The 13,635-nt window shown below is 73.1% G+C and carries 10 protein-coding genes; 8 read left to right on the plus strand and 2 right to left on the minus strand.

The genetic code is table 11. The features are described from left to right. The first annotated feature begins 139 nt into the window (after nt 1-139). Nucleotides 140-1,282 carry a DUF4349 domain-containing protein gene (locus ACZ6AA_RS28235; protein WP_471460699.1) on the plus strand — a complete coding sequence of 381 codons (1,143 nt, stop codon included), beginning with the start codon at nt 140-142 and terminating at the stop codon, nt 1,280-1,282. Nucleotides 1,283-1,368: 86 nt separating this feature from the next. Next, nucleotides 1,369-2,754 carry an FAD-dependent oxidoreductase gene (locus tag ACZ6AA_RS28240; RefSeq protein WP_468481127.1) on the plus strand — a complete coding sequence of 462 codons (1,386 nt, stop codon included), beginning with the start codon at nt 1,369-1,371 and terminating at the stop codon, nt 2,752-2,754. Between the two features lie 820 nt (nt 2,755-3,574). Here ACZ6AA_RS28240 and hemE read toward each other — a convergent pair. Beyond that, entirely contained in the window at nt 3,575-4,639 is a 1,065-nt protein-coding gene (hemE, locus tag ACZ6AA_RS28245) for a uroporphyrinogen decarboxylase (protein WP_468481128.1), read from the minus strand. Nucleotides 4,640-4,966: 327 nt separating this feature from the next. Between hemE and ACZ6AA_RS28250 the strand changes: the two genes are divergently transcribed. The 5 genes from ACZ6AA_RS28250 to ACZ6AA_RS28270 all read left to right on the plus strand — a co-directional run bounded on the left by ACZ6AA_RS28250 (nt 4,967) and on the right by ACZ6AA_RS28270 (nt 12,049). Continuing rightward, entirely contained in the window at nt 4,967-5,626 is a 660-nt protein-coding gene (locus ACZ6AA_RS28250; protein ID WP_289944662.1) for a DUF3000 domain-containing protein, read from the plus strand. 282 nt (nt 5,627-5,908) lie between these two features. Next, complete coding sequence (locus ACZ6AA_RS28255; RefSeq protein ID WP_016643199.1) at nt 5,909-6,571, plus strand: response regulator transcription factor; 663 nt, start codon at nt 5,909-5,911, stop codon at nt 6,569-6,571. A 78-nt stretch (nt 6,572-6,649) separates the two neighbouring features. Next, nucleotides 6,650-7,945, plus strand: coding sequence for an HRDC domain-containing protein (locus ACZ6AA_RS28260; RefSeq protein WP_468455990.1), 1,296 nt, complete (start codon nt 6,650-6,652; stop codon nt 7,943-7,945). A gap of 748 nt (nt 7,946-8,693) precedes the next feature. Continuing rightward, on the plus strand, nt 8,694-9,920 hold the full coding sequence (locus ACZ6AA_RS28265) for a thiolase family protein (protein ID WP_468481130.1): 1,227 nt from the start codon (nt 8,694-8,696) through the stop codon (nt 9,918-9,920). Then, on the plus strand, nt 9,917-12,049 hold the full coding sequence (locus ACZ6AA_RS28270; protein ID WP_468455994.1) for a 3-hydroxyacyl-CoA dehydrogenase NAD-binding domain-containing protein: 2,133 nt from the start codon (nt 9,917-9,919) through the stop codon (nt 12,047-12,049). Before ACZ6AA_RS28265 ends, ACZ6AA_RS28270 begins: the two co-directional genes overlap by 4 nt. A 63-nt stretch (nt 12,050-12,112) precedes the next feature. On the opposite strand, the gene ACZ6AA_RS28275 is transcribed toward ACZ6AA_RS28270, so the two are convergent. After that, nucleotides 12,113-13,147 carry a PLL family lectin gene (locus ACZ6AA_RS28275; protein ID WP_468456361.1) on the minus strand — a complete coding sequence of 345 codons (1,035 nt, stop codon included), beginning with the start codon at nt 13,145-13,147 and terminating at the stop codon, nt 12,113-12,115. A 119-nt stretch (nt 13,148-13,266) separates the two neighbouring features. Between ACZ6AA_RS28275 and ACZ6AA_RS28280 the strand changes: the two genes are divergently transcribed. After that, complete coding sequence (locus tag ACZ6AA_RS28280) at nt 13,267-13,635, plus strand: PIN domain-containing protein (protein ID WP_468455996.1); 369 nt, start codon at nt 13,267-13,269, stop codon at nt 13,633-13,635.

Below are 13,635 nucleotides of genomic sequence, written 5' to 3' on the forward strand. Positions count from 1 at the left end.
CCACGACCTCGGGGGTATGTCGATGTACACGTCCAGCACGTCAGGGTCATCCGGTACGGGCGGTGGGCCCGCGCCCGCCGATGGGCCGCCGCTTCCGGGTGCGCCGACGCCTCCCGGGCGGGCGGGGCGCGGGCGCGCGGTGCGGCGGGGCCCGCTCACCGGGCTCGCCGCGGTGCTCCTCGCGGTGACGCTCGCGCTCGCGGGGTGCGGCGCGGGCGGTGACAACGACGACGCCAAGGGCAGCGACTCCGGCGGCGACCGGGCCGCGGCTGCGCAGGCCAGCCAGGGGCCCGGCGACGGCAGTGCCGCCCTGACCGACGAGAGCGGGGCGCGGGGCGACGCCGAGGCGGGCGGCGACCGTGCCGGGAGCGGGAAGAAGCGCGGCGACGCCCGGAACCCGTCCGGTCCGCTGCGGCGCGCCGACACCCACATCATCCGCACCGCCTCGCTGACCGTGCGCGTCAAGGACGTGCCGCGGGCCCTGGAGCGGGCGCGGACGGCGGCCGAGGGCGCGGGCGGGCTCGTCGGCGACGAGTCCACGGACCGCGACGGGCGCGGCCACGACCGTTCCCGCGTCGTGCTCCGCGTCCCGCAGGACCGCTACCAGCAGGTCCTCTCCGACCTCGCGGGCACGGGGAAGCTGATCAGCCGCAACGCCAAGGCCGAGGACGTCACCGAGGAGGTCGTGGACGTCGAGAGCCGGATCAGGACGCAGCGGGCAAGCGTGGCACGGGTGCGGACGCTGATGGACAAGGCCACGAAGATCAGCGACATCGTCTCGCTGGAGGGCGAGTTGAGCAGCCGCCAGGCGGACCTGGAGGCACTGCTCGCACGGCAGTCCTCGCTGAAGGACCGCACAACGATGGCCACCATCACGCTCACGCTCACCGAGTCGCCGGACTCCGGTGCGGACGGCAAGGACGACGACGACCCGACGTTCACGGGCGCGCTGTCCGGCGGTTGGGGCGCGTTCGTGACGATGCTGGGGTGGCTGGCGGTCGCCCTGGCGGCGGCCCTGCCGTTCGCGGCGGTCGCGGCGCTGCTGGTGCTGCTGTGGCTGCGGGTGGTGCGGCCGCGGATGGGACGGCGGGTGGTGGCGCTGCCCGCGGGGGGCTCCGGCGGCAGCGGCACGGGCGGTTCCGGCGGCTCCGGTGGCAGTGGCGCAGGCGGCTCCGGCGGCTCCGGCGGCTCCGGCGGCTCCGGCGGCAGGAGGCCGGGCGGTACTGGCGGTACTGGCGGTACTGGCGGCCCGAAGCCTCCCGAGGCGTCGGGCGGTTCCTGACCTGCGCGGGGGCGGGAACGGGGTCCCGGTGCCGTGCCGGGGGCGGCACCGGGACCCGAACTGCCCCTGCCCCGTAGCGTGTCCGCATGAGTGAACGACTGGTGGTCATCGGAGGGGACGCGGCCGGGATGTCGGCCGCGTCGCAGGCACGCAGGCTGAAGTCGCCGCGGGAGCTGGAGATCGTCGCCTTCGAGCGGGGCAACTTCACCTCGTTCTCGGCGTGCGGGATCCCCTACTGGGTGGGCGGCGACGTCGCCGAGCGGGACGACTTGATCGCGCGGACGCCCGAGGAGCACCGGGAACGCTCCATCGACCTGCGGATGCGTACCGAGGTCGTCGAGATCGACGCGCGGGAGCGGCGGGTGCGCGCACGGGACCTCGCGTCGGGCGCCGAGGAGTGGACCGCGTACGACAAGCTCGTGATCGCCACCGGCGCCCGGCCGCTGCGCCCGGACCTGCCCGGCATCGACGCCCCGGGCGTGCACGGCGTGCAGACCCTGGACGACGGACAGGCGCTCCTCGACACGCTCACCGGGACGCCCGGCCGCCGGGCCGTGGTGATCGGCGCGGGCTACATCGGCGTGGAGATGGCGGAGGCGCTGATCGGGCGGGGCTACGAGGTCACGGTCGTCAACCGCGGCCGGGAGCCGATGTCCACGCTCGACCCGGACATGGGCCGCCTCGTGCGCGAGGCGATGACCGGCATGGGCATCACGATGGTGAACGACGCCGAGGTCACCAAGATCCTCACCGGGGACGACGGCCGGGCCAGGGCCGTGGCCACGGAGGACCGCGAGTTCCCCGCGGACGTGGTGGTGCTCGGCATCGGCGTACGCCCCGAGACCGCGCTCGCACGCGCCGCCGGGCTGCCGCTCGGGGAGCACGGCGGCCTGCTCACGGACCTGGCGATGCGGGTGCGGGGGCCGGTCGCGGACGGGGCGATCTGGGCGGGCGGCGACTGTGTGGAGGTCCTCGACCTGGTCTCGGGCCGGGAGCGGCACATCGCGCTCGGCACGCACGCGAACAAGCACGGGCAGATCATCGGGTCGAACGTGGGCGGCGGGTACGCCACGTTCCCGGGCGTCGTCGGCACGGCCGTGAGCAAGGTCTGCGACCTGGAGATCGCGCGCACGGGCCTGCGGGAGAAGGACGCGCGGGCGGCGGGCCTGCAGTACGTGGCGGTGACCATCGAGTCGACGAGCCGGGCCGGGTACTACCCCGGGGCGGCCCTGATGACGGTGAAGATGCTGGCCGAGCGGCGCACGGGCAGGCTGCTCGGCGTCCAGATCGTGGGCCGCGAGGGCGCGGCCAAGCGGGTCGACGTGGCAGCCGTGGCGCTGACGGCACGCATGACGGTGGAGCAGATGACGGCGCTCGACCTCGGGTACGCGCCGCCGTTCTCGCCCGTGTGGGACCCGGTCCTGGTGGCGGCGCGCAAGGCGGTGTCGGCGGTGCGGGCGGGCGGGGCCTGAGGGACGGGGGCGTCGGGGGCGCCGGGGACGGCGGGGGCGGCGCCGGGGGTGCGGCGGGGCGGCACCCGGGGCTGAGGTGTCCGCCGTCCGGCCGCCCCCCTGCCGCTGGCGCGGTCCGCACCCTTGCGGCGACGGGTTCCGGGGGCACGGCGCGACGGCGCCCGGCACCGTGGGGAACGGGGCCTGATACCCACCGCGCACCGCTCCCCCGGAACGCGTCTGCCGTGCAGGTCAGAACGCGCTTTCCGGCATTCCGGTGCGGCGTTCGGCAAGCCCTGGGGCGTGGCCGATTTCCTTCATTGGTCCGGTCCACTGCAAAAACCCGAACACGCCGGGCGCACGCCCCATACATGCGTGCACCATGCACTACGCCGACGAGGCAGCCCGAACCCCGCTGAGCGGCCACGCCGTCATCCCCACCGGACACACGGCGACACCGGACCCCTCCCCACGGGCCCCATACGCCCCGCCCCACGCCTCCCAGCAGCTGCCCGCTCTTTTCCGCCACTTTTCACAGAATCGGCACAGGCCCCACGGGCGGGCCGCACTATGTGACGCGTCAGAGCGGAACGAACACACACGGCAACAGGCGTTCGGTTCGCTGGGGGGACTCGGGCTTCCGGACCTCGGTCCGGTGGCCCTCGGCGAGGCCCGCGGGCCGCATTCCCACCCGTCGGGGGGCAGGTGGGAGGGCGGCCGCGGATGGTGGGGGGGCTCCCTCCCGGGGCCCAGGGGGGGCGTCGCGCGCGGCGTCGGGCTCCGGGAGGGGGTGCGGACTCGCCCCTCAGGCCGTACGCGCGCCTCAGGCCGTACGCGCGCCTCAGGCCGTACGCGTGTGGACGTACTCCACGAGCCGGGTGAGGGCGTCGGGGTCGGTGGTGGGGAGCACGCCGTGCCCGAGGTTGAAGACGTGCCCCTCCAGCCCGGCGGCCGCGGCGAGCACCTCGTCGGCCTTCGCCTCGACGGCCTCGCGGGAGGAGAAGAGGACGGCGGGGTCGATGTTGCCCTGGAGCGCCTTGCCGGGACCCACGCGCCGAGCGGCCTCGTCCAGCGGCACGCGCCAGTCGACGCCGACCACATCGGCCCCGGCCTCGCCGAGCAGGCCGAGCAGCTCACCCGTGCCGACACCGAAGTGGATGCGCGGCACGCCGTACCCCGCGACGGCCTCGAAGACCTTGGTGGACGCGGGCATCACGGAGCGGCGGTAGTCGGCGGGGGCGAGCGCGCCCACCCAGGAGTCGAAGAGCTGCACGGCGCTCGCGCCGGCCTCGATCTGCACCTTCAGGAAGGCACCGGTGATCTCCGCGAGCCGGTCGAGCAGGTCGGCCCACAGCTGCGGGTCGCCGTACATCATGGCCTTGGTGTGCTCGTGGTTACGGCTCGGACCGCCCTCGACGAGGTAGCTCGCGAGGGTGAAAGGCGCACCGGCGAATCCGATGAGCGGCGTCCCGCCCAGCTCGCGCGTGAGCATCCCGATGGCCTCGGTGACGTACGAGACGTCCTCGGGCGTGAGGTCGCGCAGCCGCGCGAGGTCGGCGCGGGAGCGGATCGGCTGCTCGACGACGGGCCCGACGCCCGGCTTGATGTCGAGGTCGATGCCGATGGCCTTGAGCGGGACGACGATGTCGCTGAAGTAGATCGCGGCGTCCACGCCGTGGCGGCGCACCGGCTGCAGCGTGATCTCCGTGACCAGCTCCGGCATCATGCAGGACTCCAGCATGGCCGTGCCCTCACGGACCTTGCGGTACTCGGGCAGTGAGCGCCCGGCCTGCCGCATGAACCAGACCGGCGTATGCGGCACGGGCTCCCGCCGACACGCCTTCAGGAATGCGGAGTCGTACGTAGCTGCGTTCTGCCGGCCCGTGGCCTCGTCATTGACACTCACCCCCAAAGTCTCGCACGCGCCCGGAGCCCCGGAACGCCGGGTCAGCCGACGGAACTCCCCCACTGCGGCACGCAGAAAGCCCGCAGCCGGACACACCCAGCCCGTCCGGCGTTTGAGGACGAGCGCAAAGCGCGACGGACCAGCACCCCCACGGCGAGAAGGGACAAAACCCACACCCGGAAGGAACCAGCCCGCCCGGCGCACGAGGACAAGCACGCAGCGCGACAGGCGGACACCACCCCGAGCCAGTGTCAAGGAGTGAGCAAAGCGCGCCCCGAGAGGGGCGCCTCCCTGCACGGAGGCGCCGTTCCCCTTAATCTTCCCCGCATGGCTGCGGCTCAAGGACAACGGTCGGACGACGCGGGCGAGATGGACGGCGCGCAGGGGGTGGTGGCGGACGCGGGTCCACCGCCGTTCCGTGCTGCCGTCGACGCCCTGCGCGGGGCACGGCTGCGGCCGCAGATCGAGGTCGAACAGACCCGGTCGCCGAAGCGGCTCGCTCCGTACGCGTACGCGCTGGAGGCGGCCGTCGTCGACGGCGACGAGGATCTGGCGGACGGCAGACTGGTGCTGCTGCACGACCCGGACGGGCACGACGCCTGGCAGGGGACGTTCCGGCTCGTGACGCTGGTGCGGGCGGAGCTGGAGCCGGAGATGGCGGCGGACCCGCTGCTCCCGGAGGTGTGCTGGACCTGGCTGACCGGGGCGCTGGCCGCCCGGGGCCTGGCGTGCGGGGAGCCGAGCGGGACGGTGACGCGGGCGGGCTCGCACTACTTCGGCGGTCTCGCCGAGCGCCCGCCCGCCTCCCAGATCGAGATCCGCGCGTCCTGGACGCCGCGCGAGTCTGCCACCGGGGTGCCGGACACCGCGGCGCACCTGGCGGCGTGGTGCGACCTGCTGTGCCAGATCGCGGGGCTGCCGCCGGTGGCGGCCGCCGACGGCTCAGTGGTGTCGCTGCCGCAGCGGCGGGGGCCCCGTTCCACCTGAGGGCGCGGGAGCGCGGTACCCCCGGCGTCGCGGCGATGACCCCCGGCGTTGACGTGGCCGGGGGTCGAGCGCGGGCGACGGGAACGGCACGCCTGGTGAGAGGGGTTGATCGTCGGATGATCGATCACGCGTCCGAATCGCCCGAATTTGTTACTCACCAAATCGTGATCATCCCCTAAAGGCGGGTGCCATTGGTGCCGAAGAGGTCTGTGACCTTGAAACGTACGGTTCGTCCCGGCTTCATCCCCGAGCCGGTTCCGACCCGCCACCCCAGGAGGCCTGGTGTCCGTTCTCCTCGAGCAGCCCGCAAGCCTGGTCGCCTACCGCCCGAACAAGCCGACCGCCATGGTCGTCGTGGCCGACCCCCGCGTCCGCTCCACCGTGACCCGCCACCTGTGGGCCCTCGGTGTACGTGACGTCATCGAGGCCTCGTCCATCGCGGAGGCTCGTCCCCGCATCGGCAACCCCCGCGACATCTGCGTCGCCGACGTCCACCTTCCCGACGGCTCCGGCCTGACCCTCCTGTCCGAGACCCGCGCCGCGGGCTGGCCCAACGGACTCGCGCTCTCCGCCGCCGACGACATCGGCGCCGTGCGCAACGCCCTCGCGGGCGGCGTCAAGGGCTACGTCGTCACCGGCACCCGTACCAACGTGGGTCTGCCCACCCGTCCCGGCGCCGCCCCCATCGGCTCCGCCGCCGCCCGTATGCACCGGCGCCCGCCGGGCACCCCGAGCCACCCGGGCGGCTACCGCGAACTGTCGGGCCGCGAGGTGGAGGTTCTCCGCCTGGTGGCCGAGGGGCAGTCCAACAAGGCCATCGGCGTCTCGATGGGCCTGTCCGCACTGACCGTCAAGAGCCACCTCGCCCGCATCGCACGCAAGCTCGGTACCGGCGACCGGGCGGGCATGGTCGCGGTGGCCCTGCGCACGGGAATCATCCACTGACCGATTTACACCCCCCGGCCGCCCGTCGACGTAACGTTCCGTCGACGGGCGCCGTGCGTTCACAGATACCCTTGACAGGTGACCGACGCCCAAGAGACCGCAGCAGACAGTTCACTGCGAACCACCGGAGGCGCTCCTCCGGACGAAGGCGTCACAGGCGTCTCCGTCGAAGGGACACCCACCCCTCTGCTCGAACCGCGTGACGGCATTCCGCCCGTCGTGGCCGACGACGCGACGCTCGCGCAGGTCATCGCGGCATTTGCCGCCGGTACGGGACCGGTGGCCGTGGACGCCGAGCGGGCGTCCGGCTACCGCTACGGCCAGCGCGCCTACCTGGTCCAGCTGCGCCGCGAGGGCGCGGGCACCGCGCTGATCGACCCCGTCGCCTGCCCCGACCTGTCCGGGCTCGGCGAGGCGCTCGCCGGTACCGAGTGGGTGCTGCACGCCGCCACCCAGGACCTGCCGTGTCTGCGGGAAATAGGCATGGTCCCGTCCAGCATCTTCGACACGGAGCTCGCCGGGCGGCTCGCCGGATTCCCCCGGGTCGGGCTCGGCGCCATGGTCGAGAGCGTCCTCGGGTACGTCCTGGAGAAGGGTCACTCCGCCGTCGACTGGTCGACCCGTCCGCTCCCCGAGCCCTGGCTCCGTTACGCCGCGCTCGACGTGGAGCTGCTCGTCGACCTGCGGGACGCCCTGGAGAAGGAGCTGGACCGGCAGGGGAAGCTGGAGTGGGCCCGCGAGGAGTTCGACGCCATCGCCTCCGCGCCGCCCGCGCCGCCCCGCAAGGATCCCTGGCGGCGTACGTCCGGCATGCACAAGGTCCGGCGGCGGCGTCAGATGGCTGTCGTACGGGAACTGTGGGTGACCCGGGACCGGATCGCCCAGCGTCGTGACGTCTCGCCCGGCAAGGTGCTCAGTGACGGGGCGATCGTGGAGGCGGCTCTGGCCCTGCCCCCGAATGTGCACGCGCTCACCGCGCTGCCCGGGTTCGGGCACCGGATGGGGCGGCGCCAGCTCGAGCAGTGGCAGGCCGGGGTCGATCGTGCCCGGGCGCTGCCGGACTCCGAGCTGCCGCAGCCCGGGCAGGCGGTGGCGGGGCCGCCGCCGCCGCGCTCCTGGGCCGACCGGGATCCGGCCGCCGCCGCGCGCCTGTCCGCGGCCCGCGCGGCCGTCTCCGCGCTCGCCGAGCGCCTGAACATGCCCCAGGAGAACCTGATCACCCCCGACACGGTCCGCCGCGTCTGCTGGGAGCCCCCGTCCGACCTCACCCCCGACACGGTCTCCACAGCCCTGGCCACCCACGGCGCCCGCCCCTGGCAAATCACCCAGGTAACCCCCACCCTCACCACAGCCCTCACAACCCCGGCCCCGTAAACCCCGGCCCCCCTGGCCCCTGGCCCCTGGCCCGAGCCCCCTGCCCCCTGCCCCCTGCCCCCTGCCCCCTGCCCGACCGCACCACCCCGACCCCACCAGAGGCGCCCTCATCCCCGAGGGCGCCTCACCCTTTCCCCCGGGGCGCCAACCCCCGCCGCTGCGCGGCGGTCTCTCCCACCCACCCGCCCATCAACTTGCAGGCGACTCTCGACCCGACAGACCCGAACGCCGACCCGAGCACCCACTTCGGCACCCCAACACCCACCCCCGCCGGTGCGCGGCGATCTCCCACCCGCCCCCCATCAACCAACTTGCAGACGACTCTCGACCCGACAGACCCGAACGCCGGCCCGAGCACCCACTTCGGCACCCCGACACCCACCCCCGCCGGTGCCCCTGGGACGGCGGCGAACGGGTGGGCGGGTGGGGGGAACCCGCCGCGAAGCGGCGGAGGGATGCAGCCGACCACCGGCGGACACCCCAACAACAGACCTCACCCCCGAGACACCACACCACCCCGCCGCGAGCCGACAAGCGGGTCTCCAGGCGGTACGACTGGGACGGCAGTCACGGGTGGGCGGGTGGGAGGAACCCGCCGCGGAGCGGTGGGACGGAGGCAGGCGTCCGGGCTGCGCACCGCATGTGACGTGTGCCTCCCCGGACCAACCCTTGGCCTCATAGTTACCGACAAGTAGCATGACCGGAGGAAGCGCGCCGCAGGCGCACCGCACCCTGGAGGAGAGCCATCGTGCCTCGTACCGTCAGGGACGTCGTCTTCGTCGACGGCGTCCGCACCCCGTTCGGCAAGGCGGGCCCCAAGGGCATTTACCACGAGACCCGCGCCGACGACCTCATCGTGAAGGCCATCCGGGAGCTGCTGCGCCGCAACCCGGCCCTGGACCCGGCCAAGATCGACGAGGTCGCGGTGGCCGCCACCACGCAGATCGGCGACCAGGGGCTCACGATCGGCCGCACGGCGGGCATCCTCGCGGGGCTCCCGCAGTCCGTGCCGGGCTATTCGGTGGACCGCATGTGCGCGGGCGCTCTGACGGCCGTGACGACGACGGCCGGCTCGATCGCGTTCGGCGCGTACGACGCGGTGATCGCGGGCGGCGTCGAGCACATGGGCCGCCACCCCATGGGCGAGGGCGTCGACCCGAACCCCCGGTTCGTGAGCGAGAAGCTCGTCGACGAGTCCGCCCTGTTCATGGGCATGACCGCCGAGAACCTGCACGACCGCTACCCCTCCATCACCAAGCAGCGCGCCGACGAGTACGCGGTGCGTTCGCAGGAGAAGGCCGCCAAGGCGTACGCCAACGGCAAGATCCAGCAGGACCTGGTGCCGATCTCCGTACGCCGCACCAACGAGGAGGCGGGCGAGACCGGCTGGGGTCTGGCCACCCAGGACGAGCCCATGCGTCCGGGCACGACGCTGGAGAATCTGTCCGGGCTGAAGACGCCGTTCCGTACGCACGGCCGCGTCACGGCGGGCAACGCCGCCGGGCTCAACGACGGCGCCACCGCCTCGATCATCGCTTCCGAGGACTTCGCCCGGGAGAACGGCCTTCCGGTCAAGATGCGGCTCGTGTCGTACTCCTTCGCGGGAGTCGAGCCCGAGGTCATGGGCTACGGCCCGATCCCGGCCACCGAGAAGGCCCTCGCCCAGGCGGGCCTGAGCATCTCCGACATCGGTCTCTTCGAGATCAACGAGGCCTTCGCCGTCCAGGTCCTCGCCTTCCTGGAGCACTACGGCATCGCCGACGACGACACCCGCGTCAACCAGTACGGCGGCGCCATCGCCTTCGGCCACCCGCTCGCCTCGTCCGGTGTCCGCCTGATGACGCAGCTGGCCCGGCAGTTCGAGGAGCAGCCGGAGGTCCGCTACGGCCTGACCACCATGTGCGTCGGCTTCGGCATGGGCGCCACGGTCATCTGGGAGAACCCGCACCACAAGGACGCCGGAGGCGACAAGTGAGCACCACCACCACTGAGCTGTTGAAGGGTGCGGCGGAGCTGTTCCCGGACGAGGTCGTGACGCAGGCCCACGTACGTCACCTCGACCTGCCCGCGGGCGCCGGGCGGTTCGCCCTCATCACCCTCGACAACGGCTTCGACCACACCAAGCCGACCACCTTCGGCCCGGGCTCGCTCGCGAACCTGAACGCCGCGATCGACCAGGTCGAGAAGGAGGCGGCCGAGGGCACGATCGTCGGTGTCGGTATCACCGGCAAGCCGTTCATCTTCGCCGTCGGCGCCGACCTCAAGGGCGTCGAGATCCTGAAGCGGCACGAGGACGCGCTGGCCATCGGCAAGGGCGGCCACGACGTCTTCAAGCGCCTCTCGGGCCTGGCCGTGCCGACGTTCGCGTACTACAACGGCGCGGCGATGGGCGGTGGCGTCGAGGTCGGTCTGCACTGCGCGTACCGCACCGTCTCCAAGGCGCTGCCCGCGTTCTCGCTGCCCGAGGTCTTCCTGGGGCTCGTCCCGGGCTGGGGCGGCTGCACGCTGCTGCCGAACCTGATCGGCGCGGACCGAGCAGTTTCGGTCATCATCGAGAACTCGCTGAACCAGAACAAGCAGCTCAAGGGCAAGCAGGTCTTCGAACTCGGCATCGCGGACGCGCTGTTCGAGGGCGCGGACTTCCTGGAGCAGTCGCTGGTGTGGACGGCCTCCGTCCTCAACGGCACCGTCAAGGTGGAGCGGCCCGAGATCGACCGCGGCGAGGGCTGGGACGCGGCGGTCGCCCGCGGCCGCGCCATCGCCGACTCCAAGGTGCACGGCGCCGCCCCGGCCGCGTACCGCGCCCTGGAGATCGTCGCCGCCGCGAAGGACGGCGACGTCCAGAAGGGCTTCGACGCCGAGGACAAGGCGCTCGCCGACCTCATCATGGGCGGCGAACTGCGCAGCGGCATCTACGCGTTCAACCTGGTGCAGAAGCGCGGCAAGCGTCCCGCGGGCGCGCCGGACAAGAGCCTGGCGCGGCCGGTCACCAAGGTCGGCGTCGTCGGCGCGGGCCTGATGGCCTCGCAGCTGGCGCTGCTGTTCCTGCGCCGCCTGGAGGTGCCGGTCGTCCTGACCGACATCGACCAGGAGCGCGTGGACAAGGGCGTCTCGTACGTCCATGGGGAGATCGACAAGCTCCTGCTGAAGGGGCGCGTCAACCAGGACAAGGCCAACCGCCTGAAGGCCCTGGTCACGGGTGTCCTGGACAAGGCCGAGGGCTTCGCCGACGCCGACTTCATCATCGAGGCGGTCTTCGAGGAGATCGGCGTCAAGCAGCAGGTGTTCGCCGAGGTGGAGGCGGTCGCTCCGGCGCACGCGATTCTCGCCACGAACACGTCCTCGCTGTCGGTGACGGAGATGGCGTCGAAGCTGAAGCACCCCGAGCGGGTCGTCGGCTTCCACTTCTTCAACCCGGTCGCGATCCTGCCGCTCCTGGAGATCGTGCGCGGCGAGCAGACCGACGACGCCTCGCTGGCCACGGCCTTCGGTGTCGCCAAGAAGCTGAAGAAGACCGCGGTCCTGGTGAAGGACGCCCCGGCGTTCGTCGTGAACCGCATCCTCACCCGCTTCATGGGCGAGATCCAGAACGTCATCGACGAGGGCACCCCGGTGCCGGTCGCCGAGAAGGCCGTGGAGCCGCTCGGCCTGCCGATGTCGCCGCTGGTCCTCCTTGAACTGGTCGGCCCGGCCATCGGTCTGCACGTCTCGGAGACGCTGAACCGCGCCTTCCCGGACCGCTTCACGGTGTCGCCGAACCTGAAGGCGGTCGTCGAGGCCGGCAAGCGCGGCTTCTACGTGTACGACAGCGGCAAGCCGGAGCTGGACCCGGAGGTCGCCGCGCTCCTGAAGCAGGGCGACTCCGTCCTGACCGAGGAGCAGGTGCGGGCCCGCGTGCTCGACGCCGTCGCCCAGGAGATCGGGCTCATGCTCGACGAGGGTGTCGTCGCCGAGGCGCAGGACATCGACCTGTGCCTGATCACCGGCGCGGGCTGGCCCTTCCACCTGGGCGGCGTCACGCCGTACCTGGACCGTGAGGGTGTCAGCGAGCGTGTGAACGGCAAGCGGTTCCTGGCGCAGGGTCTCGCGAGCGTCCCCGCGTAACAGGAGAAGCCTCAGTGCCCGGTACGCCGACTGGCGTGCCGGGCACTGTCGTGTCCGGATCCGCTACGCGGAGGCCGCCTGTTCCCACGCCTTGAGGGCGAGGCCGGGCTCGTCCTTGCGGTGGGTCAGGCGCAGCGCTCCGGTGCCGGGCACGAAGGTCGCCGCGATCACCCGTCCCGCGGCGTCGGTGGCGAGGGCGACCCGCGCGTCCACCGGCAGGGCGGGGCCCGACTCGGCCCACCAGGCGCCCGCAGACTCCAGCTCGGTCGGGTAGGCGGCGAAGGCCACGCGGCCGCTCTCGGCGCGCTGGGCCAGCAACGTGCAGTCGTGGCCGTCGAGTTCGCAGCGCATGGCCGAGACCGGCCCCGGGCCCGCGGCCGTGAGGAGGCGTACGGGCTCGTCGGCCGCGGTGCCGCGCCAGGCGCACAGCTCGCCGTCCTCGTCCGTGAAGAACAGGGTGGTGTGCTCGGCGGAGGTGGCGAGGGCGCGCAGGGTGCCGGGGCGGGCCCTGACCGGCAGCGGCTCCTCGTCCGGGGCGGGGACGGCGCCCGGTGAGGCCTGGCGCCAGCACAGGATGCTGTCCTGGGTGGCCGCGTACGCCGTGACCAGGCCGGATTCACCCGTCACGACGGCGAGCGGACCGCGCACCCCTTGGCCCTTGAGGTCGCGCCAGGGACCCCAGCCGCCCTTCTCCTTCTGACCGCGCATGCTGACCCCGCCGCCCCGGTTGGGCACGAACACATGGGCGCGGCCCTGGGCGTCGACGGTGACGGCGGGGACGCCGGTGCTCGCGCCCTTCTTGTTGGGGTGGCCGAGGGGGTTCCAGTCGAGGGCGGTGAGATGTGGCTGGAAGTGTGTGGAGTGCACGAGGCCGGACTCGCCGGAGACCGTGGGGCGCCACGACACCAGGTGGGCGTAGGTGTCGGTGCCCTGGGCGACGGCGAGGACGGGGTGGACGCGCTGGTCGCCGCCGACGACGCGGGGCGCGGTCCAGGGCTCGCCGGGGTGGCGTTGGGTGCGGCAGACCACGGCGTCGCTCTCGCAGGCGTAGACGGCGAGCCTGCCGTCGCGTGCGCGTATGAGCCAGTCGCCGTTCACGGTCGGTGGGGTGGGGGCTGGGGGCATGCGGCGGTTTCCGTGGCCAGGGACGTCGGGTCACAGCAACTCTAATGGGCGAGGTGGGGGTGGGTGCACCCGGGCGTGCGAGGCTTGGCCGCATGGACACTGTGACCCTCGTCGTGGACGCCGCCAATGTCGTGGGCTCCGTGCCGGACGGCTGGTGGCGGGACCGGCGGGGCGCGGCGGAGCGGCTGCGGGACCGGCTGGTGCCGTTCGCCGCGGCGGGCCTGCCCGAACTGCCGGGGCCCCTGGCTGTCGTCCTCGTCGTGGAAGGGCAGGCCCGAGGCGTCGAGTCCGTCCCCGGTGTACGGGTCGACTCCGCCCCCGGCAGCGGCGACGACCGGATCGTGGAGCTGGTCGCGGAGATCCCGGGCCGCCGTGTGGTGGTGACCGCGGACCGCGAACTGCGCCGCCGCGTCGGCGCGCTGGGGGCGGAGTGCGTGGGGCCGCGGACGGTGCGGGACTAG

The organism is Streptomyces sp. NPDC040610, from assembly GCF_055594065.1.